The organism is Acinetobacter schindleri CIP 107287, from assembly GCF_000368625.1.
Taxonomy (GTDB): Bacteria; Pseudomonadota; Gammaproteobacteria; order Pseudomonadales; family Moraxellaceae; genus Acinetobacter; species Acinetobacter schindleri.
Genome location: NZ_KB849580.1, coordinates 106,148 through 132,026, shown reverse-complemented (window position 1 = coordinate 132,026; position 25,879 = coordinate 106,148). Strand labels below are relative to the sequence as shown.

The following is a 25,879-nucleotide window of genomic DNA, read 5'->3' as shown; positions in this document are numbered from 1 at the left end:
GGAGAAATAAAATGAATATGAAGCAAATTTTAAATCATACTGCCTTAGCTAAGGCAAGATTATCAATATTTTCGGCATCTATTACAGCACTGATTTGTAGCAGTGTGGGTGCAAGTGATATTGATATATATAAGGCACCAGCAACTGGTGCTGGTGCAACTACAATATTATTCATGCTTGATAAATCGGGGAGTATGAATTTTACTGACTATGGCAATACTGTTACTTATGATAAGCAAAACTGTCCTTCCAATACAAATGACGCAGGTGGGTATTCTTATAAACAAGCTAGTAGTAATATTGTACATACCTTTGGTGCAAGTGAATGGTATGGCACAAAGTCACTAAGTTATAAAGAATGTATTCGTGGTACTACATCGTGGTGGCTAATATTCCCATCATTTGGAACTGAAATTGATCGTCAAAGTACACGCTTAACACAATTAAAAATAGGCTTATTGCAGTTACTATTGGGTGATAAATCAGACCCTAATAATATTGTAGAGCCTCTAAGTCCAGATCTTTATATAGGTTTAGCAGTTTTTTCAGACAATAAAGGTCAGAAAATTCAAGATGTAAAAAAGTTAGATAATACCCATAGAGCAAATTTAGTACAAACAATCTTAGATTTAACAGCTACAGGAGGTACACCCACACCATATGCATATGCAGAGGCTGCAGCAATATTAATGGGTACGAAAACTGGTGGAGGAAATTACAGTAATTCTAGTACTAATTACTCAAAACCAGTATCTATCGCAGCTCAAACGACTGATACTGCTAAACAATGTAGTGCTCAAGGAATTTATTTTTTAACGGATGGTAGACCAGAGCCTGATGGTACCGCACCAGGGGATGATGGAAAAAGTGGAGATGCGTATAAAGTAATGAAATCTGCTTTGGATACAAAGGGGAGTTTATTTGACTGTAAAGCAACAGCAACTAGTGTATTGGGTCGTCTTTCTTCATATTATGATGATCAGCATGCTTGGAATTGTACTGGTAAATTTAATCAGGCCTTGTTAGATCCTGAAAAAAACCCCGTAGGTATTAAAATTAAAACAGCCGTTGTAGGATTTGGTCGTGATTTCGATACGGCAGTTACTGATCCGAGCGATGATGTCAAGGATGCTAAGTCGTGGGGAGAGCTTGGAGAGGGAGGATCTTACTCAGGCTTAGATAGTAAAGCTGTTGTTGAGAGTTTTAAAAAGTTTTTAACAACTGTCAAAACAGATATACCAGGTATTAGCACAGGTAATGCTACCTTACCGATTGATGCACTGAATAGTAATGCGATCCAACCATACGGTTACTTTCCTCAATTTGTACCTAAAGTTGCGACAACTGAATCACAACGGACTTGGTATGGCAACTTAAAAAAATATCATGCTGTTCTTGGGTCACTATATGGGAATCGCTCTGGATCTTATCCAGGTACGATTACAGGTTCAAATCCTGTAATGCAAAACAACGAAATTAAGAATGTAGCAGACTTGTGGAAGAACTCGGCATATGTACCAACTTCAAATGAAACTGCTTTTCAAGGAGGGGCTTTAAGTAATTTACTTCAAGGCTATGTTGCTGACCGTTCACCAAAAGAAAGACTCCTACTTACAGATTTTAGTTATCAAAATGGAAAAGTCTCTCAAAATTTAAATTTAAGTTGGTATGATGATTCTGAGAAAAAAACTAAGTTTAATGCAATTACAACAGCTTACAATTTGAATAGTTCTGCGCCTTATCGTGCTGCATTGATGGGACTTCTTGGTTATGAGAGTGCGGTTGCAGGTGAAGATTTAACAACTAAATCTATCACAGGTAAGTTGCCGCAGATTGGTGCAATATTACATTCAAAACCTGTACTTTTAACCCAATCTGGCATACCGACAGTTACTGGAACGAGTACTTCAGCAACTATTGATACAACAAATCGAGATGACTATATCTTGTTTGGGAGCACCCAAGGTGTATTGCATGTGCTAGATGCTAAAAATGGTAAAGGTAATGAAGTATTTGCTTTCGTCCCTAAAGAAATGATTGAGTTACAGAATCAAGGTTTTTTACTTGATGGCGGTGCTGATACTGGTGGTAAAAATAAACTGTATTACGGTATAGATGGAGAATGGACTGCACATACAGTATATGTTTCTGACCCAAATGGGAAACTTACAGTAGATGGTGGCTCACGCATAATTCAGAATGATGCTGGTGAAGATGAAACCATTAATCTTAAAGGAAAACAATGGGTTTATGGTGGTTTGCGTATGGGGGGGAGAAGTTACTATTCTTTAGACCTAACAGACATGAGTTCACCTAAAGTTAAATTTCACATTGATCCAAATAATAAACAAGTTCACTATTTGGATGGAAGTACTACTGAATCTAAAACAATTGATGAATTGAAGTACATGGGGCAAAGCTGGTCTAAGCCTACGCTTGCGTATGTGAATTGGTTTGGTAAGCGAAAATTAGTCATGATTGTTGGTGGTGGCTATGATGCAGGTAGTACACCAGGTTTAGAAGCTGATGGAGATGGAATTTATAAAACAAAAACAGTTGGTGATAAATTAGTCAAAGAGAAGCGTGATGGTTATGGTGGCTATGAAGCTGCGGACTATGACCAAACCAACAAAATTGGTGCTGGGGTCTATATGTTTGATGCCGATAATGGTGATTTACTTTGGTCGGTAAGTGGTAATAATACAGCTACTACTACAAGTGGTACAAAAAATCTGAAATTAGCTGGTAATGGTAGTACTGTAAATATGAATTACAGTATCGTTAGTGAAATAAAAACGGTAGACCGTAATAATGATGGCTTAATTGATCATCTATATTTTGGTGATTTAAGAGGCCAAGCATTCCGCGTCGATTTTTCACCCTCTACAAGTGGATTCAAATCACAAGTTAATCGAATATTAGATCTAAGTGCGACTCGTAAGCGTTTTTATAATGCTCCTACTTTTACGGTTCATTCGAAGGAGGGGGTTGCTGTAGTTAGTTTTGCTTCTGGTAATAAGAGTCAACCATTACATGGACATGCGACACCTGTGTCCGGAGTTGATGATTTTGATGGCGTGTTTGCAATTTATGACTACGATGTCTATTCAAGTAAGTACCCTACGTCAGCTTTTGATACTCGTACCTTAGGTGCAAACAATGCAACAGCCATAAGTCAGTTAAAATTATTGGATAATCGTGTAGATAGTAATGATTCGCTAACTAATAGCAAACGTCCGAAAATAGACTCTTCATTAGGTAATGGTGGTTGGTACTATTTATTTAATAAGGAAGAGGCACTTAGTGCTACTGGAACAGCAGAAACATCAACTAAGAATAAGCAAATTTTAAAAAGTTTGGGCTCATTAGTTGCAATGGAAAGTGATTTATATGTTCCTGTTTTTGATTCTTCTAAACCTGGTACCACGGGAAGTTGTAGTGCAGGTGTAGCAGGAGAAACAGCATTACAGCGCTTTTGTTTGCCATACGGTATTTGTAAAACCAATATTTATATTCCATTAGGTGCAGGTATTGGTGAGCCTATTATTGGTGGTGGTCGTGATGGCGATCCAAATAAACGCTCTATCTTTGTATTAAATGAAGATAAAAAAGACGGTGTCACTGGTAGTGGATCAGGACAAATCAAAAATTATGGCGGTGCTTTAAAATTTATTCCAAATCGTTGGTATGAGAAATATGCGCAAGGGGGAGGGTAATGCGTAAATTATCTGGATTCACTCTAATTGAGTTAATGGTCGTAGTGGTGATTATTGCGATTTTAGCTGCGATAGCAATACCAAGCTATCAAAGCTTTATTCGCAAAAATCTAACGGCTCAAGTTCAGCAAGAAATGTTGAAATTAGCTGATCAATTAGAGAGACATAAAGCTAAAAATTTCTCTTATAAAAAATTTGATCCCAAATATTTATATGCGGGGACTGTTGCTATGCCTGAAGTATTTGTACCAGGAGGGATATTTAATGTAGCCACATCCAAATATAAAATTGAGTTAAAAGATATTAGCCGCGCGACTACTGAAAATTTACTGACCACAGACAATGGAATGGTTTGGTCAATGAAAGCGACTCCATTAGATTCATCAGACGGAAAGCTATATACATTATTGTTAACAAGTACGGGAGTTCGTTGTAAAACCACGGCGAGTGAAAATGTGTCGTATAGTGCTTGTACTGGAAGTGGAGTAGAACAATGGTAAAAAAACAAGGTTTTACTTTAATTGAATTAATGATTGTGGTTGCAATTATTGCAATCTTAGCTGCTATTGCTTACCCTTCATATCAGGAATATGTGCAAAGAACGAAGAGGGTCGAAGCACAAGTTGAGCTAATGGAAATTGCGAACAAATTGGCTAGTTATAAATTAGCGAATGGTTCTTTTTATGGAGCGAATTTAACAAAGGTGTATGGCAGTAGTAGTATTTCTAAATCTGGTTCTGCAACATACAGCTTAGAATTATCAAGTACAGAAATAGATCCCACCCATAACTGGGTATTGACTGCTAAACCTATTGGTTCCCAAGCTAAGACTGGTGCTATGACGATAGATTCTACAGGGCGCCAATGCTGGTTTAAAGGAAAAGATTCTCCTGTGCTAACAGATACTTGTTCTGCTTGGTCCGATAAATAAATTCTAACTGTTGATAACCTAAAATTTGATCTTTCATTCAGGGCGAAATTCACGTAAAATACTGCCCTCTATGAAAGGGGTTTGAAATGTATCGATGGTCGGTACAGGGATAATCCGTAAAAACTATAAGGTTGTATCATGGTAGTTATTCGTCTTACTCGCGGTGGTGCTAAAAAGCGTCCATTCTATCAAATCGTTGTAACTGATAGCCGCAATCCACGTGACGGTCGTTTCATCGAACGTATCGGTTTCTTCAACCCAACAGCTCAAGGTAAAGCAGAAAAACTTCGTTTAGATGCTGACCGTTTTGCTCACTGGGTAGCGCAAGGTGCTCAACCTTCTGAACGTGTTGCTTCTTTAGCTGCTCAAGCGAAGAAAGCTGCAGCTGCTGCATAATTTTTGCAAATTAAGTAGTAGGTAGCCCATGACACCAACACAGAATGTACCCGAAGATCGTATTCAGATTGGACAGCTACGTTCAGCTTATGGATTAAATGGGTGGCTCTGGGTCTATTCCAATACAGAACCCATGAGCAACATATTTGACTACCTGCCTTGGTACATTGAAACCAAAGCAGGTTGGCAAACTGTCGATGTAAAACGTTGGAAACCACATGGCAAAGGCTTGGTGGTCAGCTTAAAAGGTGTGAGTGATCGTACCGCAGCAGACAACTTGGTTGGCGCAAATATCTGGATTTCAAAAGCGCAACTGCCTCAAGCAGGTGTGGACGAGTATTATTGGTCTGATTTAAAAGGTCTAACAGTGTTAGGTCTGAACGATGACGAACAAGAAGTAAACCTCGGTCAAATTTTTGAGCTGTTTGAAACAGGTGCTAACGATGTGATGGTGGTTCGCGCAACTGCCGATAGTGTCGATGGTGAAGAGCGTATGATTCCATGGCATAAAGATGTGGTACAACGTGTTGATCTCGAAGCGGGTCGCATCTACGTCAATTGGAGCGTAGATTATTAATCCTTTCAGGATTCACAGAGCAGGAAAATAGAGGAGTCTGCGGTGTTTTTTGCAGTCATTACGCTTTTTCCTGAAATGTTTGAAGCGATTACACGTTTCGGTATTAGCGGGCGCGCAGCACAACGTGATTTGATGCAAATTCATTGCATCAATCCACGCGAATTTGCTGAAGGGAATTACAAACGGGTGGATGAACGTCCATTTGGTGGTGGTCCAGGTATGGTGATGATGGCTGAGCCATTAGCGAAAGCAATTCATCGTGCCAAAGAGCTTGCAGCGCAAGCGGGTGCAGTTCATGTTCCTGTGGTGTATATGTCACCGCAAGGAAAAACCTTAAATGAACCTGCGGTACAGGATTTCGTTAAATATGACGGACTGATCGTATTGTGCGGACGTTATGAAGGTGTCGATGAGCGTTTGATCCAGAAATATGTTGATCAGGAATGGTCGATTGGAGATTACGTATTGTCGGGTGGTGAACTCCCTGCGATGGTTTTATTGGACAGTATTATCCGGAGACTTCCGGGTGCGATGTCGGATGAACAATCCCATGTGCAAGACTCATTTGTGGATGGTCTTTTAGATTGCCCACAATATACCAAGCCAGACCATTTTGAGGGTATGGATGTGCCAGACATTTTAAAATCGGGACATCATGCCAATATTGAAAAATGGCGTTTTTTGCAGCGTTATCAGCGTACGCTTGAACGTCGACCTGAATTGGTCGAACAAGTCGAACTGACAAAGCAACAAAAAAAATGGCTAAAAGATTTGCAAGGAAATAGATCTTAATTTATTCTCCGAGCGCAAAAGGCAAGAAGCTTCGCTTTTTTGCCACACTTAAATAGACTCTTTATGCATTGAAGCGGTCAAGCATAAAGGGAAAGTCAATCGGGTCTATGCGCTTTAGCCTCTAGCCCCAGTGGATCTCAGACCTCTTCTGACCCACAATATTGGAGATACCCCATGAGCGGTAAGCATCCTTTAGTTCAAGCTGTTGAAAATGCTCAGCTTAAACAAGACATCCCAGCTTTTGCACCAGGTGACACAGTAGTTGTCCAAGTAAAAGTAAAAGAAGGCGACCGTGAACGTCTACAGGCGTTTGAAGGCGTTGTAATCGCTAAGAAAAACCGTGGTCTGAACTCTGCGTTCACAGTACGTAAAATTTCTAGCGGTGTTGGCGTTGAGCGTGTATTCCAAACTCACTCTCCAATCGTTGCTAAGATTGAAGTGAAACGTCGTGGTGATGTTCGTCGTGCTAAACTTTACTACCTACGTGAACTTTCTGGTAAAGCTGCACGTATTCGTGAAAAGTTGCCAGCTCGTAAACAAGGTTAATTTTAGCCTTGCTTTAAAGCATAAAAAATGCGCCTCTTGGCGCATTTTTTTATACTTGAATTTTATAGCCCTTGCAACTTTAAACGATTGGCATGTTGGCGGTAGACATTGATACGATCCGGTGCAAAAGTCCCTTTGATGCCAAACATCAGATTAATTTCATCTAAATGATTCCATGGATAATCATCACAGATAGTTTTACCAAACTTTGCCCTACACACCGATATGATGCCATCATTGGCAGCTTCTTTTATAGGCAGATAATCTATTTAAGGCTTTGATGGCCACATCACTGATATCTAAGGCATTGATTACAGGCTGATTGCCGGTGATTGAATACAGCGCCATCCCTTGATCTTGATATTTACCTTCACCACATTTCTTTAAAGATAGTCCCGTATTAAAACGTTGGTTAAATTCGGCTGTTCCTTCCATAGAGGTACTATGACCGGCTGGCAATGCGTTGTGAGGGAACGTTTGCCCATCTAGCCTTTGTCCCCACATTAGTACATTTCCGAAGGGATTAATCAGTACATTCAGTAGTTCAGCAGTGCCTGTGCTATTCGCTATTTTCATCACATCAGATGCAAAACCGTGCCTTGATTGGCATCGCCTACCGTTAGTGCAGATGCAATTTTTTAGGCATCACACCCGCAGCATAACGTACTGCATGTGCACCATGACTATGCCCAATTAAATTAAGTTTTTTCGTACTTCTAATGGCTAGGACTTTATGAAGTTGAGCCACATATTGCTCGCCACGTAATTCGCTTAAATGGGGACATACGTATTGCAAAAGCGGTGGAACCATTTCGTGCCAAATCAGGCAGGATTTGATATCAATAATCCATTGCTAAATTTTCTGTTGCTAAGCGATTAAAGCCGAGAAGTCCATGTGCAAAGACAATCGGATATTGGGTTTTTGCATAGCTTGATATGATGAATTTTGTTTCTGCCTGTTGGAGATGAGATGTGTTGGTTTGAACATTAAAGGTTAATGTCATGGCTAACAGCATCAATGCAATATTAAGTTTTATAAAATTCAATTTTAAGAAGATATGAGAAAGCCCTACTCATGTTGATTAGGGCTGATCATACAAATTGCTTTATAAGCCTTGTAGTTTTAACCGATTGGCATGTTGACGGTAAACATCCACTGGATCTGGAGCAAACAGGTTTTTCAAGCCAAGCACCATATTCACTTCATCCAGATGGTTCCAGTTGTAATTATCACGAATGGTTTTACCGAACTTGGCGCTACAGCGTGATACCAGCCCATCATTTTCTTTGCCACCATCAATGAGCAGGGCAGTGACTTTAAGTGCTGAATCAGGATCAAGCAGGTTCGTGACTTGACCAACACCTGTGAATGAATAGTTGTAAATGCCTTTCTGTTGATAGGCACCTTCACCACAAGCTGTAGTTGGCATACCAATTGGATATTTCTGATTAAATTTCGCAGATCCTGCCAAGGTTAGACTGCTACCACCCGCCAGAGAGTCATGTGGGAAACTGTTTGGATCCAGACCTTGTGCCCAAGTAATGGCTTTAGATACCAGATTGATTCCTCCCACTAAAGGACCTTGTACAGGTGTTCCTTCTGCTTGCAGGATCAGGTCTGCAACAGGGGAACCTTTATGTGGTGCGCCGACTGAAGTCAGAGAAGCAACTAGCGCCGGTGCTACACCTGCGACATAGCGAATGGTTGGACCGCCGTGAGAATGACCAATCAAGTTGACTTTTTCTGCACCGGTAATCGCCAGAATTTCTTCAACTTGATGTTGAAGTTGTTCACCGCGGATTTCGGAGGAATTGAATGGTGAAACACGGGTTGCCCAGACATTGGCACCGTTACGCGCCAGATCTGGCAGAATCTGGTACCAGTAATCTAAGCCAAACTGATCGGTACCAATCCGAATAAAGCCCGCCATGCCATGTGCAAAAACAATTGGATATTTGGTTTTCGCATAGCTGGAACTGGCTTTTGCAGTGACCTGACTGGCTTGGGTGGATGCCTGAGTACTGAGACATGTACCCACTAGCAGTAGACCAGTGATTAACACTCCACATTTCATCATATTTTCCTCACTTTGTTGTTTTAACCGGATGATCCTCATCCTGTTGTGCAAAGTTCCCTTATCGCAGGAACTCAGTTTTCTATGCTGTTACGGTTATAAAGGTACTACTTGATTAAAAAATAAGGGTCAGCCAATCGGGAAACCCACAGCAAAAACTTAAGTGATCTATTATTTTTCCATTACAGCTTTTAGATCACGGATAAGCCAAATAAAAAAGAATCAGAAAAAAAGCCTATATTTCACTGGAAATATAGGCACTCGCGTTATAAGCCCTGTAATTTGAGTCGGTTGGCGTGCTGACGATAGAGCGCAACTGGATCTGGTGCAAACATTCCTTTCAGACCAAACATCATATTGGCCAGATCAGTATGGTTAAGTTTGTACTGGTCATGGATGACTTTACCCATGAACGCGCTACAACGTGACACCATGCCATCATTGTCTTTATTGCCATATGATAAAGGACTTAACTGCATCAGGATCGTATCAATATCCAGAGCATTGGTAGCTTGGGCTACGCCTGTCCAGGAATAGTAATGAATGCCTTTGCTGTCTTTCTGTTTTAAATTTTTATTACAGTTTTCGTTCGAAGCCAGTACACCATCTTTCACCATTTGCTGTGCCACGGTGGCATTAAAGGTATTCGAACCGGTCTGGGTCAGAGATTTCATGGAGGCATCAAAATCAATTTCCAGTTCCGGCTTCAACTGACCGAGTGCAATCAAAGGCCCAACAATATAATCACCTAGAATGTTGAAGGCAGTACGGCTCAGGCTATTGTTCTGGATATCATCTGCAACTTTGGAACCGTGGTAGGTGCCTGCCACGCCGGTAATCGAAGCGATATACTGCGGTTGGGTCGCTGCAACATAGAGTACCGTCGGCCCACCATGGGAATGACCAATCAAGTTCAGTTTTTTCTTGCCGGTAATGGCCAGAACATCTTCAACCTGATGAATCAGTTGTTCACCGCGGTGCATCGTTGTGTTTGCCGGAGACAATTGTGCAGCAAATACGGTCGAGCCATTACGAGCCATATCCGGCAGAATCTGATACCAGTAATCCAGTCCGATACTATCGGTACCAATGCGTGACCAGCCTAGCCAGCCATGTACCATCAAGATCGGATATTTGGTTTTGGCATAATCGGACTTGGTCTTTTCGATGACTTGTGTGGCACTTGCCGCTGCCTGGGTTTGTGCAGCAAAGCTTAAGCCCAAAGCCGCTGCTAAAGTCACAGTCAGTAACTGTGCTGTCTTGTTGAAAGTACGCATAACCGTCCCTTTTTAATTTTATCGTTATTCAAGCAATCATTGCTTTTCTAGAGTGATGTAGCCCACACCATCAGACGTTTTAAAATAAAATACAGTCTTAGCCTTGAGTGGCCGAGCCATTTTTCTTTGTAAGTAGCGGTATTTTTTCATTTTAGCTGTCTAAAACCATGTCATTTGGGGACATGTTTGACAGAAGGAAGTTTAATTTTAAGTGTATGTTTTATATGCACATGTATTTAAATAAAAAGTCTTTGAAATATTTATAATTTGCTTAAGTAAATTTATGTAAGAGAAAATATTTTGAAACAATCATAGAAGTAGCTCCTTGAAGTTCAAATACAAAATTGTCCAAATGGCAGTGATAAAAAAGCCATCAACAGGTGATGGCTTTTAGGCTTAATCTGCGAAGGGTAGCTTACCTCCCTGATCATGTACCTGTTCAAAAGTTTCTACACGTAGACGTTCTTCCGGTTTTTTGAAATGCTGCGCACGTAGCTCTTGAACTGCTTTTTGCTTGGCACTGTCATTCAGGCCGCTTTGCATAATGCTATCACGCTCATTTAAATAGCTGGTCACACTGGACTTCCAGCTCGTGCGTTTACTATCCAGATTTTCCAGACGCTGTGTGGCTTCAGGACCCACCAGATTTAAACGCATCTGGCGGATTTCTTCAGTCGAGCCACCACGCGCTTTAATATCTGCGGTCAGTTTGCGTAGATCTTCTAGCTTATTGAGCTGCTCCAGATTTTCCTGCCAATCTTCTGGAAGCTGCTGAAACAGTTCTTTCAGTTTCTGTGCTTTTTCAGCTTCACTTAAGTTCTTATCTGCCAGAACTGCCATACGATCCAGCGTATATTCATGATAAGTATCTTCGGTACCAAACAGTCCTTCAATTTCATAATTAGAGAAAAATCGTTTACGCAGATTCTGGGTACTGGTATAGATACTGCGGTAATAGGCAGGATCTTCCTGATTCAGACCGGCAGGTGGGGTTATTTCACCAAGACTCTGACGATACTGCATATAGCGATCCCATAGATCCAGAATCTGGGACAGGGCGGGTTCTTTGTGGTTCTGAGAAATATAGGTCTTAAAGTCCTGCTGAATCTGTTCAATAGTTTTTTCACCGTACTGGGTAATGAAATATTCAAAACAGTTGCGGGTCTGTTCATTCACGATCAGGCGATTACTGCTATCCAGCTGCATCTGACAGTTGATTTCGGTATCCTGCTGGCTGGCGCTGGCAAAAAAAGTATTGTTCTGGGCACTGACATTCAGGGCGTTTGCTTCCCTATCTAGTATGGCTGGCTGAGCGCTACCTGGTTCATTCGAAGTCTGCTTTTCATCCTGAGGGGAAAGCCACAGTAACAGCGTGACCAGACACAGGATCACTAAAGCAACAATGATCCATATTTTATATTTCTGCATGTCCTATGCACCTTTATTTTGTTTTTCTTCAATTATTATCAAGAAATGAATCGGCTCAATATGCCATAAATACAGATTGAATAGCATAGAAAAGTTGTAAAACATTGACCAGGGTTTTACCATTGCGCCAACTTAAAAATTGTCTGATTTTTTGCCATGAAATCTTCATCTCCTAAAATTCAGCGTCGTCATATCAGCGGTGTGTTCCTGTTAAATAAGCCTCTAGGCATCAGCTCAAATGCTGCACTGCAAAAAGTACGCTGGCTATATCGTGCGCAAAAAGCCGGACACACAGGTGCGCTGGATCCACTGGCATCTGGTTTACTGCCAGTCTGTCTGGGAGAGGCGACCAAGTTTTCGCATTATCTGCTGGATTCAACCAAGCGTTATCAAACGACTATTTTTCTAGGTCATAGCACGACTACCGGTGATGTCGAGGGGGAAATCCTGCTTGAACAAGCTGTTCCTGAACTGAATGAACAGCTAATCAAGGATACGATTGCCCAATTTGTTGGTGAAATCCAGCAAGTACCACCGATGTATTCAGCACTGAAAAAAGAAGGTCGTCCGCTGTATGAGCTGGCGCGTAAAGGTATTGAAATTGAGCGTGAAGCGCGTCCAATTACCATTTATGCCATCGAACTTTTATCTTTTACTGAAAATAGCATCACGCTGAACGTGACCTGTTCTAAAGGCACGTATATCCGTGTACTGGGTGAAGATATTGCCAAGGCATTGGGTACTTATGGTCATCTGACTTATTTGCATCGTACGCAAACGGGTCATTTTGACATCATTCCAAGTTATACCATTGAATATCTGGAAAGCCTGAGCGAAGAAGAGCGTGAAGCTTTATTGCTACCGGCTTATGCGCCCGTGCAGCATTTTCCGCAGGTTCAAGCGCCAGAAGGCCGTGCTGAATATTTTAGCCGTGGTATGGAAAGTAATATTGACCATCCGGCAGAGCCACAAGTGCTGGTATTTGAGGGTGAGAAATGTCTGGGCCTGGCAGAAATTACTGATCGTAAGCGTCTGGTGCCGAAGCGTGTGTTAAATCTCTAGTAAATATTAAGAGAAAGTTGATATGGACATCGAGATCATCATCAGTCTGATTGGCTTTGCCTTTATGGCAGGGGCAATTGATGCCGCCGTCGGTGGTGGTGGTCTAATCCAGATTCCAGCGATTATGAGCAGCCTACCGTATCTGCAGCCAGCGACCGTGTTCGGTACCAATAAGCTGGCTTCCATTTTCGGCACAGCCTCCGCGGCACTTTCCTATTTGCGACAGGTGAAATTGCCGTGGGCTTTGCTCGGCGTGGTTGCCTTGTGTAGCTATATCAGTTCTTTTGCTGGCGCGGCCAGCGTCACGCTAATTCCGGTCGATATTCTCAAGCCTTTTGTGCTGGTCATGCTGATCGTGATCGCGGTCTATACTTTCATGAAAAAACAGTTCGGCCGGGTACATGTCGAGCAAAAATTGACACGGAAAATGCTGATGTTCGCTGCCATTGGTAGCTTGATGATCGGGTTTTATGACGGAATTTTTGGTCCGGGCACGGGCAGTTTCTTTATATTTTTCTTTATCCGTTATCTGAGCGTGGATTTTTTACATGCGTCAGCACTTTCGAAAATTGCCAATTTCACTACGAATCTGGCTGCACTGAGTTTCTTTATTCCAACAGGTCATGTGCTGTTTATGATCGGTGCCATGATGGCGGTGGCGAATATTGCAGGCTCGATTGTTGGGGTGAAACTGGCCTTTAAATATGGCAGTGGTTTTATCCGGATTCTGTTTCTCATATTGGTCAGTTTGCTGATCTGCCGGATGGCTTATCAGATGTTTTTGATTTAAAAATAGATGTAAACCATTCTCGATATTAAAGTTTTTTATACAATTTCTACTTATAAAACCTCCTGAACCCTTGCCATTTCCTCTTTATGATGCAAAAAGGCATGACAAAAACAGGAGAAAAATTACATGACCACCATTTTTGAAGCACTCAGGGAAAGTCATGAAATTCAGCGTGATCTCGCTGAAAAACTATTACAAACTTCCGGGGATACGGCAGAACGCCGTGAGTTGTTCAAGCAGCTTAAAAACGAACTCTTTGCCCATGAAACTGCAGAAGACCGCTATTTCTATATTCCATTGATGATGACTGATTCGGGATTGAATATTACCCGTCATGCCTTGGCAGAACATCATGAAATGGATGAGATGATTGAAGAGCTGACTGCAACCGAATTTAGTAATCCGGGCTGGATTGCGATTGCCAAAAGACTTTCAGAAAAGGTTCATCATCACTTAAAAGAAGAAGAACATGGCTTCTTTCAGCAGGCAGGTAAAATTCTTGGAGAAGAGCAAAAGACCGCTTTAGCTGTGCAGTACAAGAATGAATATCAGCGTTATAAAGACATGAAAAAAGACATGCTGGTACAAAGTTAAGTTTTAAATTCAAAAACTGTATTGCAAAAAAAGATGGCTGTTCAGCCATCTTTTTTAAGAGATATTTAAGCTGTTTTTGCCTTTCTGGCCTGACGTGCAGCACGCAATGTGACCCCGACGGAAGCCAGCATAATACAGGCCAAAGCAATCCATTGTAATACGCCGGTACGTTCACCAAGCAGGATAAAACCGGTTAAGGCTGCCAGCGCAGGAGAAAGGCTGGACAGGGTGCCATAGCTCATCTTGTTCAGCTGTTTAAGTGCTTTCAGATCCAGTGCATAGGGAATTGCTGTTGCCAGAATTGCAATGGTAATGGCTTTGCCCCAATGCTGGGTATCGAGGACTGCTGCAGCATTGTGATATAGTCCGAATGGAAGTAAACATAGCGCAGAAATACTGATGGCAATGGTCAGGGCATGCATACCCATATTCTGCTGTACCACACGCTGACCAAAGAAAATATAGAAGGCCCAGCATAGACCAGCACCTAATGCACAGGCAGCACCCAGCAGGTCAAACTGATGATTGGCAGCTTGTCCCCATGGCACCATCAATGCGATTCCTAAAATTGCCAGAATTACCCAGATATAATCACTGCGATTTTTAATCGATAACAGTGCCAGCCCTAGCGGTCCTACAAATTCCAGGCCGACTGCAATCCCTTGAGGCAGTCTGCCCAGTGACATATAAAACAGGATATTCATCAGGCCAAGTGCCGCGCTGTAGCAGAGTAAATCTTTCCATTTGAGATAGGGCAGTCGCGAGATAATTTTCCAGGAACGGAACATCACACAGACAATAATGGCGGCAAAACATAGACGCAAAATGGTTACTGTCAGCGGGTCCAGTACAGTAAATAATTGCTTCGCAAAGGATGCACTGATCTGGTATGAAGTCATGGATAAAACCATGTACAACACAGCAAGGAGTTGGGCGTTTGGCATGGGAGTTTGATATGCCAGGCAGGCACAGAATTCAGGTCAGGGAGAAAGGCAGATTATAGCAAACTGGTTAATTTTTGATGAGTAGGCGGAGAGAATATTTTGTGAACAGTTGCCTTAAATTTAAAGCAAATGAATTTAAATTTTTAAGCTCCATAAATGACCAGAAAATTTTAAATTCAAAGTGTAAAAATCACTGCGCAAAACTTTGAATTTAAAAATTCCTACAGTAGAAAATGATCAATGATTTAAATATTTTTATTTTTGCGCTTTTGCATGGTCACCGTACAGCTAATTGAAGCGCTAATGATTGTGCCTAATGCCAGCCATTCGGTCCATAATAAAGTTTCACCCAAAAAGATAAAACCGGAAAATGCTGCAATTGCAGGTTCCAGACTCATCAAGGTTCCAAAACTCAAAGCGGTTAAATTTCTAAGTGCAATCATTTCCAGGGTAAAGGGCAGTGCACTGGCCAATATTGCCAGAGCTAAAAAGTACATCAGGCTGATTGGTTCAAAAGTATGAGCTGGCATTCCTGCAAAGAGTGCAATTGGCATCAGTACCAGCATACCGACAAACATGCCTAAGCACACGGTATGGTTGCCGGAAACCCCGGAAGGCTTCTGTCCCGCGACGATATACAGTGCCCAGCAGGCACCTGCACTCAAGGCAAATAGAATACCAATCGGATCAAGTGGCTGTGCGGCCTGATCAAAGGGAAACAGCAGCACCAGTCCCAGAATTGCCAGCCCGACCCAGATAAAATCAAATTTCTGCCGGGCATGAAATAGCGCCACACTGAGTGGCCCAATAAATTCAAAAGAAACTGCAATACCGAGTGGCAGGCGATCAATCGCCAGATAGAACAGCATATTCATGCCAGCCAGAGCTAAGCCATAACTGATAATCGCTGACCATTTCACCTGACGGAAATTGATTTGCCAGATCTTAAAAATCAACGCCAACACGGCTGCACCTAAGAATAGGCGCATTGCGGAAACCGTCAGAATTGGAAACTGGCCAAACAGATATTTGGCAAAGGAGCCACTGCTTTGCATGCTGATCATGGCGATCAGCAAAATCAGTGGCGCTTGCACCATCGGTGCAATTTTAAAATCTGGCATGACTAAATTTGGCTTCGAAGTAATCGAATACTGCGCACAGGAGCGGACTGTACTCAGGGAAAATAAATCCCTAAAAAATAAAAAAACCGCAGACCGAAGCCTGCGGTTTTTTCAGTAGTTGAATTAGAACAATACGCGTACGCGAATTGTGCCTTCAACTTCGTGTAGCGTATCAAGTGCTTCTTTAGATGCAGTCGCATCTACATCCATCACGAGGTAACCCACATCACCTTTGGTCATTAAAGACTGACCAGAGATGTTGATGCCGTGTTCAGCAAACAGATTGTTAATCTTAGACAGAACACCCGGGATGTTTTTGTGGATGTGAAGCAGACGGTGTTTGCCTTCAGTCAATGGAAGCGCAATTTCTGGGAAGTTCACCGCAGAAAGTGTCATACCTTTGTCAGAATAAGCCACGAATTTTTCAGCAACTTCCAGACCGATATTCGCCTGAGCTTCCATAGTAGAACCGCCCACGTGTGGAGTCAGAATCACGTTTGGAATGTTACGCAGTGGAGAAACAAATTCTTCACCGTTTGCTTTCGGCTCTTTCGGGAACACGTCAACCGCAGCACCTGCAAGGTGACCCGATTTAAGTGCATCTGCCAAGTCTTCAATCACTACACACGTACCACGTGCCGCGTTAATGAAGATCGAACCTTCTTTCATTTGCGCGAATTGGTCTTTGGTCATGAAGTTACGTGTCGATGGAACGTCTGGCACGTGTAGAGATACGACATCAGCATTGGCAAGAAGTTCACCTAATGAACCAACCTGACGTGCATTACCTAAAGGTAATTTAGTCACTGTATCGAAGTAGATGACTTTCATACCCATGCTTTCAGCAAGCACAGAAAGTTGTGAGCCAATTGAACCGTAACCTACGATACCTAAAGTCTTACCACGCGTTTCGAATGAACCTACAGCAGATTTGTTCCAGCCGCCTGCATGTGTATCTGTCGATTTTTCAGGTACACGGCGAAGAAGAAGAATTGCTTCAGCAAGTACAAGTTCAGCAACCGAACGAGTATTTGAATATGGTGCGTTGAATACCGGAATACCACGACGCATAGCAGCATCTAGGTTCACTTGGTTCGTACCGATACAGAAACATCCTACCGCGATCAGTTTGTTCGCAGCTTCAAACACTTCTTCAGTGAGCTGAGTACGGGAACGGATACCAATAAAGTGCGCATCTTTGATCGCTTCTTTCAGTGCTTCACCCTCAAGCGCCGTTTTGCGATAGTCGATGTTGGTATATCCAGCTGCATTCAATGTGTCGATTGCGTTCTGGTGAACGCCTTCTAGCAATAGAAAACGGATTTTATCTTTAGGTAGAGATAGATGTTGGCTCATTACGGCTCCGCTACAAAGGCCAAATTTAGTCGCGGTATAATAGCATAGGAAAGTACCTGATTTACATTTCCTTCGTGACGTGAATATCAGGTATTTTTGCAAGTGATATTGGTGAAAATGATGATTCTGGTTGAATTAAACTATCATTTTCAAAGGTATATTAGCTAAATTGTCATTTTTTCAGGGAATCGCCTAAAAATAGCTTATAATATTGCGCCATGCTTTTAAAGCAGCCCGTTTTGATGCTTTAATGGTCATGTATCGTCTGAATTTCATACAGGCCTTGATGCCTGAAAAATATGCAAATAAACAGACGACCTTTCTCTTGTTTACTTCATGCTAGGTCTGCAAACGATGAATGCTCCAGTCGCTTTAACCCCTGAGTTATTGACCCAATTGACTGCAATTGTAGGTGAAAACCGTATTAAAACCGATACGGACAGCCTCCAGAATTGGGGTCGCGATCATACTAAGCACTTTGATCCAAACCCGTCAGTCATCGTTTTCCCATCAACCACTGAGCAGGTTCAAGACATCGTAAAATTGGCGAACCAATTTAACGTTGCAGTGACACCATCAGGTGGTCGTACTGGTCTTTCGGCAGGTGCAGTGGCTGCCAACGGCGAGATCGTAGTCAGCATGGACAAGATGAACCAGATTCTGGAATTCTTCCCGGCAGACCGTATGGTACGCGTGCAGGCAGGTGTCGTGACTGAACAGTTGCAAAACTATGCTGAAGAACAGGGGATGTATTATCCAGTCGACTTTGCTTCAGCAGGTTCATCGCAAATTGGCGGTAACATCGGGACTAATGCTGGCGGCATTAAAGTGATCAAATATGGCATGACCCGTAACTGGGTACTTGGCCTGACTGTGGTGACGGGTAAAGGTGATGTATTACGTCTGAACAAGGGCATGATCAAGAATGCAACCGGTTATGCGCTACAACACTTATTCATCGGTGGTGAAGGTACGCTGGGTCTAGTGACTGAAGCAGAAATTAAATTAGAACGTCAACCACAAGATTTACAAGTGATGGTGCTGGGTGTACCTGACTTTGAAGCAGTGATGCCAGTGCTCCACGCTTTCCAGGCAAAAATTGATTTAACAGCGTTCGAGTTCTTTGGTGAACTGGCAATGCAAAAAGTCCTGGCCAATGGACATGTACAGCGCCCATTTGAAACTGAATGCCCATTCTATGTATTGCTTGAGTTTGAAGCGCCATTTGAGCCGATTATGGACAAGGCGATGGAAATCTTTGAACACTGTATGGAACAGGGTTGGGTGCTGGACGGTGTGATGAGCCAGAGTCTGGATCAGGTGGAAAGTTTGTGGCGTTTACGTGAAGACATCTCTGAGTCAATCGCGCCGTTTATTCCATACAAAAATGACATTTCAGTTCTAATCACGCACGTTCCTGCATTTATTAAGGAAATTGATGCGATTGTTTCTGAGAACTATCCTGACTTTGAGATCTGCTGGTTCGGTCATATCGGTGACGGTAACTTACACCTAAACATCTTAAAACCTGCTGATTTGTCTAAAGATGAATTCTTTGCCAAATGTCAGGTCGTAAACAAGTATGTGTTTGATACCGTGAAAAAATATGACGGTTCAATTTCTGCGGAACATGGTGTAGGTATGACCAAAAAGCCATATCTTGAATATTCACGTTCAGCTGAAGAAATCGAATATATGAAAGCCCTGAAAAAAGTGTTCGATCCGAAAGGCATCATGAACCCGGGTAAATTATTCGATCTTTAATCTGGTCAAATTTACAAAAGCGCATCGAAAGGTGCGCTTTTTTTATTGTTGTGTAATCGTACTTACATTGTCTCAATAGTCGGTAAAAAGAAAGCCCGGCATCATAGTTTTTGATAATAAAGACAACAATGGAAACAAGACCATGCTACGAATAATTTTATTGGCAACTTTGACTTTGGGTGTGGCTGTAACAGGTGGTTGTGCAACGACGCAGGATACAATTTTTAAATTACAGTCACCAGATACCCCACTAGAGCAGGTTTTAAAATTGCGCCCTGAACTGCGTGAGAACCTTGCAACAGTGGAACTACGTCAATTCTTTAATAATGTAGAGTCACCTACTGCAGGTCAGGTGAAAGTGACAGAAACCGGGCTGAAAGATGATTCGGTAAAAGCCATTCAAACCATTTATCACTTTAAGCTGGATGGTCGTCAGTGGGAGCTGGTCAATACTCAGAAAGCTTATCAATGCTTGCGGGGAAATGATAAGAAAAAATTCCAGCAAGAGCCGTGTCCATAATATTGTTTGCTCTTTAAACAGGTCTTAGTTAAAAGCGTATTTTAAGGATGCGCTTTTTTCTTTTTTTAAGAATGGCTTAATTTATTTTAAATTTATAAATACGCAACTTATAGAAGTTATTAAATAGTTATATTTAGATAGACTTAACCCAAAAAGCTTTAAACAATAAACTCTGCTACACTTTGCTAAATTTTTCCAAATTCAGCTCTTTTAAAATTCTAAAAAGAGTAAATGAGCCTTAACTCTTCCATGCAAAATATTCAAACGACAAAACTCACCCGTGCCACCATTATGTTCCCATTGGCGCTGGTACTGTTTGAGTTCTCCGTCTATATCGGCAATGACCTGGTACAACCCGCCATGCTCGCTATTACCAAAGAGTTTGGTGTGAGCAGTACCTGGGCGCCGTCGTCCATGTCTTTTTATTTATTGGGTGGGGCATTTATTGCGGCTGTGCTTGGCCCTTTATCTGATCGACTCAGTCGTAAAACCGTATTACTTGGCGGTGTCGCTTTCTTTGTTATAACTTGTCTGGCAATTCTGTTTGCTCCGAATATTGAAAGCTTTATTGCACTGCGCTTTTTACAAGGCTTCGGCCTATCTGTGATCGGTGCAGTAGGTTATGCCGCAATTCAAGAAACCTTTGAAGAACGTGATGCCATTAAAGTTATGGCACTCATGGCAAATGTGTCTTTGCTCGCGCCATTGTTGGGGCCTGTGCTCGGTGCCTTTATGATTGAGCATGTATCCTGGCATTGGGGTTTTATCGGGATTGCCTTCTTGGCTTTTTTGAGCTGGTTTGGTCTTAAAGCCAAAATGCCTGACCCTCAAATCAGTCGGGTTAAACAGCCGCTGAGTTATGTCTGGGATGACTTCAAAGAAGTACTAAAGAATAAGCGCTTTGTGACACTAACCATGTCATTGCCCACCATCTGCATGCCGTTAATGTTGTGGATTGCATTATCCCCAGTTATGCTGGTCGAGCATTTGGGCCTGACCAGTATGCAGTATGGTTTGGCCCAGATTCCAGTTTTGGGCGGCCTGATAGCAGGTAATCTGGTCTTGCTAAAAATCATCGACAAAATGCCATTAGGTCATACCGTCATGCGTGCCGTCCCGCTGATGTTTATTGGGACATTGGTCATCGTCGCGGGGCTGTTTATTCCAGAATATTTTGTACACTGCCTGATTCTGGGCATGACTCTAATCAGTTTCGGTGAAGGCTTGAGTTTTTCGGTTATTTACCGTTTTGCTTTGATGTCTTCTGAAGTGTCTAAGGGCACCGTAGCGGCTGCATTATCTGTACTAATGATGCTGAGCTTCTTCGCTGTGATTGAACTGGTACGGGTGATTTATGAAGCTTATAATATTGGGGGTTATAGTATTTCTTGTGCTGTGCTGATTGCACTGTGGTTTGGCATTCCAAGAGCATGTTTAAAAACACTGATAGCAGAAAGAAAGGAAAGAGGGGAGTTTTAAGCCTCTCCTTTTTAAATTTTTATATAAATGAAGGTATTTACTTTATATCCCTTTGATAAAATGTATTGAATGTTCTCTCTCCCTCTGCGAGAGAGTTAGAGAGAGGGAAATATTAATAAAATAATCTTCCCCTTGTGCTGCAGTACTGCTCATCTCCTAAAAGGAGAGGGAATGTCCATTACCATTTGATAATGATTGCAATCCCAAAATTAAGCTTCAGCCGGCTGCTCCAGCTTTTTTAATTTCATATCAAAGATAAATGGCCCAAATGGCAGAATTGAAGCGATCAGGCCCATAATAAACATACTGAGTGCCCATTTCTGTTTTTCACATACCGCAAACAGCACTACTATAAAAAGAATAAATAACACGCCATGCCCCATGCCGATATATTTCACCAAAACAGGATTGTCCATCATGTACTTCACCGGCATGGCAATAAATAACAACAGCAGGAAAGAAATACCTTCAATCAGGCCAATAAGGCGTAGGGTTTTGATGTTCATAAGCAAGTCAGAATATTTGGAAACTCTACGAGTGTAGCCGATATAAGTAGCAGAATAAATAGGCTTTATAACTATAAGTAATTGTATTTAAAATAAATAATTCAGAGTTGTATGGTTGGTTTTAGCTGTGTTTTTATATTGGTAAAATGATCTGTATGATTTATAAGATATAAAAAAGCACCTCCGGGAAGGTGCTTTGCTGTAGTCAATGAATTAGATCACGCCACAGGCAATACGGTCACCACCACCGCCAAGTGGTTTAGGTGAATCAGAGTAGTTATCACCACCAGCATGAACCATGATGGCACGGCCTTGAACATCAGCCAGCTTTAAGCGTGGTGCAACCACAGTCACTTTCGCAGTACCATCAGCAGCTACTTTCAGCGCTGGCAAGTCACCGAGGTGACCACTCATTGGCGTACCGTGATTCGGTGCCTGATTGGTATTCAGGTGACCGCCCGCAGCAATTGCAGCGCCGACTTTACCGTCTTTTTCAGCAGGAGCACATGAACCATTTTCATGAATATGGAAACCACGTTCACCCGCAGGCAAGTTGCTTAAATTGGTACGAATCACCAGTCCTGCCGGGCTATCAGCCAGGTAAACCATACCAATCGACTGACCCACACCTTGTGGAGATACAGCATTTACCGTAACCGCTTTCATATTGTCGATACTTGGTTGAGTCGAGGAGGTTGCACAACCAGTGAACAGGGCCGCACTGATAATACCCAGTGCAGATAACTTGAACATTGATGACTTAAACAATGCAGACATGATATGGCATCCCATACTTATTTTGATTTTGTGTCCTCATTGAAACAGAGAATTTATGACAATTCTATATGGATTAAGCACTTAAATGTTTTAGCTTTGTAATGCGATATAAGCGCTGCCAACACCACTTAAAGTGACGATGTTGGTGGATCTTTCTTTTCTTCTTCCAGATCATAGGCCAGCGTGGCTTTCGGCATCATTAGCGGTTCATTCTGGCCATTTTCATGCAGCCATTCACGCCAGATTGCCAGTAGTACAGCCAGAATCACTGGACCGATAAATACCCCAATCAGACCGAAGCTGGCAATACCGCCAAGTACACCAAACATGATCAGCAGGAATGGAATCTGGGTTGCGCCGGAAATGACCAATGGACGAATTACATTATCGGCCGTGCTGACGATACAGACGCCCCATGCCATCACGCCAATCGCTTCGATAGTTTGACCTTGTGAAAATAGCCAGAGGGATACTGCACCATACGCCATAGGTGGGCCAAACGGAATCAGGGCAAAAATAAAAGTAATAATGGTCAGAACCATCGGGTTTGGCACACCTGCGACAAAGTAACTTACACCCGCAAGGAGGGCCTGTGCAATTGCAGTCAGTCCAACACCATAGACCACGGCACGCGTGGTATCAGAAATGGTATCCAGATAATGATGCACACGTGGACCAATCACTTTTTCTAAGGCTTTGCTGACCTGTTTCAGAATGATTTCGCCATCACGGTAGAAAAAGAACAAAGACAGCATCGCAAAACCTAACTTAATCAGGTTTTTGCTGATTTCATTAAATACCACTTTACCGTAGTTCAGGTGCCCCTGAATCCAGATGGAAATATTCTGGACAATGCTGTTCGGGTCGTTATTGATATCACGCAAGGTACGGGAAATTTCCTTACCTACAAGGGGCAGATTACGAATAAAGTCTGGAACATTGAGATGACCAGAAAAGACCTGTTTCTGTAATTCGTAATACAGGCTACGACCTTCATGTTGCAGCAGGAAGATGGCAAATGTTAGTGGAATACCGACCACCAGCGTTACCATAATCATCATGATAATCGCACTCAGGTTCGGTCTTGAACCGACAGAGCGTTTGATAGACTGATACAGAGGCCAAGTCATATAGGCAATAATGGCTGCCCAAACTACAGGTACAATAAAGTATTTGAGTACATTAAAACTCAAATAAAGCAGGATAAAAAATAATCCAAACAATAAAACTTTTTGTAATGTAGGCGCGTATTGTTGCACTGAATTCAATGACTCATTCCTTAGGTCTGTCAGGCATATTAACTGAAAAAAAGCCGGGCGCAAATGTACACTGACAAAGTTATACGGATTCTTTTATCAAAAAAAAGATATCGTACGCTGCGAGTTTAGAACCATTGGGCTGGATCATCGATAATGGCATTTAATACAGGTTGCCATTGTGCCTGCATTTCCCGGTACATTTTTTGTGGTTTATCGAAAATCGACAGACCTTCCATCGCCAGACGTCCATACGGTGCACGTTCAGAAATCCATGCCACCGGCTGCTGTTCAATACGGTCAAAGAACTGCTGAATTTCCTGATTCGATGCTGCATTCGGCCTGTTACGATTTGCCAGAAGCAGAATCTGGACTTTACCTTTACGAATCCGCTTGATTTCCTGAAGATGTTTCAGAAAACGGCGGGTCGAATCGATATCAAAAAATGAAGGCTGTAAAGGAATGATAATGGCATGTGCTTCACTGACCAGTTGTTCCGCATGCTCACCATTTAAAGCGCCTGGCGCATCAATGATCAGGTATTCGATTTTCTTGGGTGCATCGCCAATAGATTTGGTACTACGCCAGTCCAGACTCTGAATCGGAGCAGCATTTTCAGGGCGATGTTTTAGCCATTGCAGTGCAGATTTCTGGTTATCGGCATCAGCAAGCGCAACCTTGTAACCTTTTTGGGCCAGTGCTGATGCTAGGCTGATGGCAGTCATTGTCTTGCCACAACCACCTTTCTGATTTGCAACTAAAATTGTTTTCATGAGTGGGGGTGATTTATTTATGTACATTGCTAGCATATCATTCTTTTCTGATCGGCAGATGGCGGAAAACCTCGACTTCAGTCGAATCTAACCATAACTTAAGTGAAAATTAAGGAAGATTGAATGTCCATATGGATGGCAATGTTAATAGGAGCGTGTATCGGGATTGTGCTAACCACACTCATTCTGGGGCAAAGCCGTAATGGCCGCATCAAGGCAGAATATGAACAGTATATTGCCGAGCTGGAATTGGAACATCAGCAGGCTCTGACGGCCGCCCAGAAGCGTAGCGTAAATACCAGCCGTGCTGTACTCAAGGGGAAAATGGCCGAACAGTTAGCACCGATTATGCCTGAATTTCAGTATTTACCCAGTGATGCCAAGTTCCTGGGTGATCCGGTAGATTATGTAGTTTTTGATGGTTATACCGACTTCCGTGATGGTGATGGTCTGGCCGAAGATATTGAAGTGGTGCTGATTGATATCAAGAGTGGTGGCGCAAGGCTGAGCAAAGGGCAACAGGCAATTGCCCGGGCAATTCAGGAAGGACGGGTACGCTTTGAAACCATCCGTATCGATTTTGAAGAATTCGAGGATTAGGAAAAGATCATATGGATAAGTTACTGATCACCGCAGCACTATTCGCATTTGGGATCTGGGTCTGGTCAGAGTATTTTCGCGCTATCCCTCATCTGGAAGAAAGCGGCGTTCTCAAGAATTTTAAGGTAGAAGCGGTGCAGCCTGTTTCAGCAACGTATACAGTGCTGGATAAATCGTTTATCAAACCAAACCGTCGGGTCTTGCATCAGGCCAGTCCCTTTGTGGGCAGTTTTAATGATCTGGCCTATGTCAGTAATATTGATATCTTGCTGGCGATTCAGCCTTTGCCCACTACTATGCAGGCTAAACTGCAGCTCGATCAGCCAAAACGCTGCTTCCAGATTGAAGGTACAATCAATACAGCGCAGCAGGAAGCCATTAAAACCCATGTACAGCACTTTAGCCTGATTGCCGCCAATGAAAATATTGCCAATCAGATTCGCCGTCTGAAATCAGGGCAGCAGGTTCATCTTCAGGGTAACATTGTCACTGTACAGTCGGGTACTACAGGTCAGGCTTTTCAGGCAGGAATCGGGTCGAAACATCGCGCCCAATGTCAGTTGCTTAAAGTGCATGCTATTCAGGTGAATTGATTTTAT

General features: G+C 42.4%; 29 protein-coding genes. 15 read left to right on the top strand and 14 right to left on the bottom strand.

What is annotated here, in order from left to right:
- Window positions 1-11 precede the first annotated feature (11 nt).
- The 7 genes from F955_RS14555 to rplS all read left to right on the top strand — a co-directional run bounded on the left by F955_RS14555 (window position 12) and on the right by rplS (window position 6,958).
- Window positions 12-3,716 carry a pilus assembly protein gene (locus tag F955_RS14555; RefSeq protein WP_004896226.1) on the top strand — a complete coding sequence of 1,235 codons (3,705 nt, stop codon included), beginning with the start codon at window positions 12-14 and terminating at the stop codon, window positions 3,714-3,716.
- Window positions 3,716-4,216 (top strand): type IV pilin protein, encoded by a 501-nt coding sequence (locus tag F955_RS14550; RefSeq protein ID WP_004896224.1) that lies wholly within the window; start codon window positions 3,716-3,718, stop codon window positions 4,214-4,216. The genes F955_RS14555 and F955_RS14550 overlap by 1 nt, the downstream gene beginning before the upstream one ends.
- Window positions 4,210-4,647 carry a type IV pilin protein gene (locus F955_RS14545; protein WP_004896222.1) on the top strand — a complete coding sequence of 146 codons (438 nt, stop codon included), beginning with the start codon at window positions 4,210-4,212 and terminating at the stop codon, window positions 4,645-4,647. The genes F955_RS14550 and F955_RS14545 overlap by 7 nt, the downstream gene beginning before the upstream one ends.
- A gap of 138 nt (window positions 4,648-4,785) precedes the next feature.
- The gene (gene rpsP, locus F955_RS14540; RefSeq protein ID WP_004809941.1) at window positions 4,786-5,043 is read left to right on the top strand and encodes a 30S ribosomal protein S16; all 258 of its coding nucleotides are present in this window, start codon (window positions 4,786-4,788) and stop codon (window positions 5,041-5,043) included.
- Between the two features lie 28 nt (window positions 5,044-5,071).
- Window positions 5,072-5,620 (top strand): ribosome maturation factor RimM, encoded by a 549-nt coding sequence (gene rimM, locus F955_RS14535; RefSeq protein WP_004896220.1) that lies wholly within the window; start codon window positions 5,072-5,074, stop codon window positions 5,618-5,620.
- Window positions 5,621-5,662: 42 nt separating this feature from the next.
- Window positions 5,663-6,412: a tRNA (guanosine(37)-N1)-methyltransferase TrmD gene (gene trmD, locus F955_RS14530; protein ID WP_004896218.1), complete on the top strand. Its 750-nt coding sequence runs from the start codon at window positions 5,663-5,665 to the stop codon at window positions 6,410-6,412.
- A 174-nt stretch (window positions 6,413-6,586) separates the two neighbouring features.
- Window positions 6,587-6,958: a 50S ribosomal protein L19 gene (gene rplS / locus F955_RS14525; protein ID WP_004787066.1), complete on the top strand. Its 372-nt coding sequence runs from the start codon at window positions 6,587-6,589 to the stop codon at window positions 6,956-6,958.
- Window positions 6,959-7,020: 62 nt separating this feature from the next.
- Here rplS and F955_RS16905 read toward each other — a convergent pair whose 3' ends face one another.
- The 7 genes from F955_RS16905 to F955_RS14500 all read right to left on the bottom strand — a co-directional run bounded on the left by F955_RS16905 (window position 7,021) and on the right by F955_RS14500 (window position 11,738).
- On the bottom strand, window positions 7,021-7,179 hold the full coding sequence (locus F955_RS16905; RefSeq protein ID WP_228127699.1) for a hypothetical protein: 159 nt from the start codon (window positions 7,177-7,179) through the stop codon (window positions 7,021-7,023).
- Between the two features lie 13 nt (window positions 7,180-7,192).
- On the bottom strand, window positions 7,193-7,534 hold the full coding sequence (locus F955_RS16900; protein WP_026056738.1) for a hypothetical protein: 342 nt from the start codon (window positions 7,532-7,534) through the stop codon (window positions 7,193-7,195).
- Window positions 7,535-7,577: 43 nt separating this feature from the next.
- Window positions 7,578-7,769 carry a lipase family protein gene (locus tag F955_RS14515; protein ID WP_004896215.1) on the bottom strand — a complete coding sequence of 64 codons (192 nt, stop codon included), beginning with the start codon at window positions 7,767-7,769 and terminating at the stop codon, window positions 7,578-7,580.
- A 28-nt stretch (window positions 7,770-7,797) separates the two neighbouring features.
- Complete coding sequence (locus F955_RS16755) at window positions 7,798-7,962, bottom strand: hypothetical protein (RefSeq protein ID WP_167539044.1); 165 nt, start codon at window positions 7,960-7,962, stop codon at window positions 7,798-7,800.
- Between the two features lie 102 nt (window positions 7,963-8,064).
- Entirely contained in the window at window positions 8,065-9,033 is a 969-nt protein-coding gene (locus F955_RS14510) for an esterase/lipase family protein (protein WP_005223425.1), read from the bottom strand.
- Between the two features lie 266 nt (window positions 9,034-9,299).
- On the bottom strand, window positions 9,300-10,310 hold the full coding sequence (locus tag F955_RS14505; RefSeq protein WP_004896212.1) for a lipase family alpha/beta hydrolase: 1,011 nt from the start codon (window positions 10,308-10,310) through the stop codon (window positions 9,300-9,302).
- A 396-nt stretch (window positions 10,311-10,706) separates the two neighbouring features.
- Entirely contained in the window at window positions 10,707-11,738 is a 1,032-nt protein-coding gene (locus F955_RS14500; RefSeq protein ID WP_004896211.1) for a lipase secretion chaperone, read from the bottom strand.
- 156 nt (window positions 11,739-11,894) lie between these two features.
- Between F955_RS14500 and truB the strand changes: the two genes are divergently transcribed.
- The 3 genes from truB (at window position 11,895) to F955_RS14485 (ending at window position 14,184) form a co-directional block, all read left to right on the top strand.
- Window positions 11,895-12,800, top strand: coding sequence for a tRNA pseudouridine(55) synthase TruB (gene truB, locus F955_RS14495; RefSeq protein ID WP_004896210.1), 906 nt, complete (start codon window positions 11,895-11,897; stop codon window positions 12,798-12,800).
- A 22-nt stretch (window positions 12,801-12,822) separates the two neighbouring features.
- A complete protein-coding gene (locus tag F955_RS14490; RefSeq protein WP_004896209.1) occupies window positions 12,823-13,590 on the top strand; it encodes a sulfite exporter TauE/SafE family protein in 768 nt (255 codons plus the stop codon).
- 126 nt (window positions 13,591-13,716) lie between these two features.
- Window positions 13,717-14,184 carry a hemerythrin domain-containing protein gene (locus F955_RS14485; protein WP_004809925.1) on the top strand — a complete coding sequence of 156 codons (468 nt, stop codon included), beginning with the start codon at window positions 13,717-13,719 and terminating at the stop codon, window positions 14,182-14,184.
- A gap of 65 nt (window positions 14,185-14,249) precedes the next feature.
- On the opposite strand, the gene F955_RS14480 is transcribed toward F955_RS14485, so the two are convergent.
- From F955_RS14480 to serA, 3 genes are all read right to left on the bottom strand, one after another.
- Window positions 14,250-15,128, bottom strand: a complete 879-nt coding sequence (locus F955_RS14480; RefSeq protein ID WP_004896206.1) for an EamA family transporter — start codon at window positions 15,126-15,128, stop codon at window positions 14,250-14,252.
- Window positions 15,129-15,373: 245 nt separating this feature from the next.
- Window positions 15,374-16,249, bottom strand: a complete 876-nt coding sequence (locus F955_RS14475; RefSeq protein ID WP_004896205.1) for an EamA family transporter — start codon at window positions 16,247-16,249, stop codon at window positions 15,374-15,376.
- Window positions 16,250-16,372: 123 nt separating this feature from the next.
- Window positions 16,373-17,605, bottom strand: a complete 1,233-nt coding sequence (gene serA / locus F955_RS14470; RefSeq protein WP_004809918.1) for a phosphoglycerate dehydrogenase — start codon at window positions 17,603-17,605, stop codon at window positions 16,373-16,375.
- Between the two features lie 354 nt (window positions 17,606-17,959).
- Here serA and F955_RS14465 point away from each other — a divergent pair, with 354 nt between their 5' ends.
- The 3 genes from F955_RS14465 to craA all read left to right on the top strand — a co-directional run bounded on the left by F955_RS14465 (window position 17,960) and on the right by craA (window position 21,368).
- Window positions 17,960-19,369 (top strand): FAD-binding oxidoreductase, encoded by a 1,410-nt coding sequence (locus F955_RS14465; RefSeq protein ID WP_026056737.1) that lies wholly within the window; start codon window positions 17,960-17,962, stop codon window positions 19,367-19,369.
- 142 nt (window positions 19,370-19,511) lie between these two features.
- Entirely contained in the window at window positions 19,512-19,889 is a 378-nt protein-coding gene (locus F955_RS14460; RefSeq protein WP_004896201.1) for a hypothetical protein, read from the top strand.
- Window positions 19,890-20,138: 249 nt separating this feature from the next.
- Complete coding sequence (craA, locus tag F955_RS14455; protein WP_004896199.1) at window positions 20,139-21,368, top strand: chloramphenicol efflux MFS transporter CraA; 1,230 nt, start codon at window positions 20,139-20,141, stop codon at window positions 21,366-21,368.
- 209 nt (window positions 21,369-21,577) lie between these two features.
- Here craA and F955_RS14450 read toward each other — a convergent pair whose 3' ends face one another.
- The 4 genes from F955_RS14450 to F955_RS14435 all read right to left on the bottom strand — a co-directional run bounded on the left by F955_RS14450 (window position 21,578) and on the right by F955_RS14435 (window position 24,680).
- Window positions 21,578-21,874 (bottom strand): DUF3817 domain-containing protein, encoded by a 297-nt coding sequence (locus F955_RS14450; RefSeq protein ID WP_004896197.1) that lies wholly within the window; start codon window positions 21,872-21,874, stop codon window positions 21,578-21,580.
- Between the two features lie 213 nt (window positions 21,875-22,087).
- Window positions 22,088-22,651 carry a superoxide dismutase family protein gene (sodC, locus tag F955_RS14445; protein WP_004809907.1) on the bottom strand — a complete coding sequence of 188 codons (564 nt, stop codon included), beginning with the start codon at window positions 22,649-22,651 and terminating at the stop codon, window positions 22,088-22,090.
- A gap of 128 nt (window positions 22,652-22,779) precedes the next feature.
- Window positions 22,780-23,919 carry an AI-2E family transporter gene (locus F955_RS14440; protein WP_004896196.1) on the bottom strand — a complete coding sequence of 380 codons (1,140 nt, stop codon included), beginning with the start codon at window positions 23,917-23,919 and terminating at the stop codon, window positions 22,780-22,782.
- Window positions 23,920-24,035: 116 nt separating this feature from the next.
- The gene (locus F955_RS14435; RefSeq protein WP_004809903.1) at window positions 24,036-24,680 is read right to left on the bottom strand and encodes a ParA family protein; all 645 of its coding nucleotides are present in this window, start codon (window positions 24,678-24,680) and stop codon (window positions 24,036-24,038) included.
- A gap of 123 nt (window positions 24,681-24,803) precedes the next feature.
- On the opposite strand from F955_RS14435, the gene F955_RS14430 reads away from it, so the two are divergent.
- Together F955_RS14430 and F955_RS14425 are read left to right on the top strand one after the other, a co-directional pair.
- Window positions 24,804-25,280: a Holliday junction resolvase-like protein gene (locus F955_RS14430; protein WP_004809901.1), complete on the top strand. Its 477-nt coding sequence runs from the start codon at window positions 24,804-24,806 to the stop codon at window positions 25,278-25,280.
- Window positions 25,281-25,291: 11 nt separating this feature from the next.
- A complete protein-coding gene (locus F955_RS14425) occupies window positions 25,292-25,873 on the top strand; it encodes a hypothetical protein (protein ID WP_004896195.1) in 582 nt (193 codons plus the stop codon).
- The last annotated feature ends 6 nt before the right edge of the window (window positions 25,874-25,879 follow it).

What these genes read in the sequence shown, in the direction of transcription:
- F955_RS14450 (WP_004896197.1), bottom strand. Translation starts at nt 21,874, where the DNA reads ATGAACATCAAAACCCTACGCCTTATTGGCCTGATTGAAGGTATTTCT.
- F955_RS14425 (WP_004896195.1), top strand. Translation starts at nt 25,292, where the DNA reads ATGGATAAGTTACTGATCACCGCAGCACTATTCGCATTTGGGATCTGG.
- F955_RS14430 (WP_004809901.1), top strand. Translation starts at nt 24,804, where the DNA reads ATGTCCATATGGATGGCAATGTTAATAGGAGCGTGTATCGGGATTGTG.
- rplS (WP_004787066.1), top strand. Translation starts at nt 6,587, where the DNA reads ATGAGCGGTAAGCATCCTTTAGTTCAAGCTGTTGAAAATGCTCAGCTT.
- F955_RS14505 (WP_004896212.1), bottom strand. Translation starts at nt 10,310, where the DNA reads ATGCGTACTTTCAACAAGACAGCACAGTTACTGACTGTGACTTTAGCA.
- F955_RS14480 (WP_004896206.1), bottom strand. Translation starts at nt 15,128, where the DNA reads ATGCCAAACGCCCAACTCCTTGCTGTGTTGTACATGGTTTTATCCATG.
- F955_RS14485 (WP_004809925.1), top strand. Translation starts at nt 13,717, where the DNA reads ATGACCACCATTTTTGAAGCACTCAGGGAAAGTCATGAAATTCAGCGT.
- truB (WP_004896210.1), top strand. Translation starts at nt 11,895, where the DNA reads ATGAAATCTTCATCTCCTAAAATTCAGCGTCGTCATATCAGCGGTGTG.
- F955_RS14435 (WP_004809903.1), bottom strand. Translation starts at nt 24,680, where the DNA reads ATGAAAACAATTTTAGTTGCAAATCAGAAAGGTGGTTGTGGCAAGACA.
- F955_RS14460 (WP_004896201.1), top strand. Translation starts at nt 19,512, where the DNA reads ATGCTACGAATAATTTTATTGGCAACTTTGACTTTGGGTGTGGCTGTA.
- F955_RS14550 (WP_004896224.1), top strand. Translation starts at nt 3,716, where the DNA reads ATGCGTAAATTATCTGGATTCACTCTAATTGAGTTAATGGTCGTAGTG.
- rimM (WP_004896220.1), top strand. Translation starts at nt 5,072, where the DNA reads ATGACACCAACACAGAATGTACCCGAAGATCGTATTCAGATTGGACAG.
- F955_RS14500 (WP_004896211.1), bottom strand. Translation starts at nt 11,738, where the DNA reads ATGCAGAAATATAAAATATGGATCATTGTTGCTTTAGTGATCCTGTGT.
- F955_RS14465 (WP_026056737.1), top strand. Translation starts at nt 17,960, where the DNA reads ATGAATGCTCCAGTCGCTTTAACCCCTGAGTTATTGACCCAATTGACT.
- F955_RS16900 (WP_026056738.1), bottom strand. Translation starts at nt 7,534, where the DNA reads ATGAAAATAGCGAATAGCACAGGCACTGCTGAACTACTGAATGTACTG.
- craA (WP_004896199.1), top strand. Translation starts at nt 20,139, where the DNA reads ATGCAAAATATTCAAACGACAAAACTCACCCGTGCCACCATTATGTTC.
- serA (WP_004809918.1), bottom strand. Translation starts at nt 17,605, where the DNA reads ATGAGCCAACATCTATCTCTACCTAAAGATAAAATCCGTTTTCTATTG.
- F955_RS14475 (WP_004896205.1), bottom strand. Translation starts at nt 16,249, where the DNA reads ATGCCAGATTTTAAAATTGCACCGATGGTGCAAGCGCCACTGATTTTG.
- F955_RS14515 (WP_004896215.1), bottom strand. Translation starts at nt 7,769, where the DNA reads ATGGTTCCACCGCTTTTGCAATACGTATGTCCCCATTTAAGCGAATTA.
- F955_RS14545 (WP_004896222.1), top strand. Translation starts at nt 4,210, where the DNA reads ATGGTAAAAAAACAAGGTTTTACTTTAATTGAATTAATGATTGTGGTT.
- rpsP (WP_004809941.1), top strand. Translation starts at nt 4,786, where the DNA reads ATGGTAGTTATTCGTCTTACTCGCGGTGGTGCTAAAAAGCGTCCATTC.
- sodC (WP_004809907.1), bottom strand. Translation starts at nt 22,651, where the DNA reads ATGTCTGCATTGTTTAAGTCATCAATGTTCAAGTTATCTGCACTGGGT.
- F955_RS14490 (WP_004896209.1), top strand. Translation starts at nt 12,823, where the DNA reads ATGGACATCGAGATCATCATCAGTCTGATTGGCTTTGCCTTTATGGCA.
- F955_RS14555 (WP_004896226.1), top strand. Translation starts at nt 12, where the DNA reads ATGAATATGAAGCAAATTTTAAATCATACTGCCTTAGCTAAGGCAAGA.
- F955_RS14510 (WP_005223425.1), bottom strand. Translation starts at nt 9,033, where the DNA reads ATGAAATGTGGAGTGTTAATCACTGGTCTACTGCTAGTGGGTACATGT.
- F955_RS16755 (WP_167539044.1), bottom strand. Translation starts at nt 7,962, where the DNA reads ATGACATTAACCTTTAATGTTCAAACCAACACATCTCATCTCCAACAG.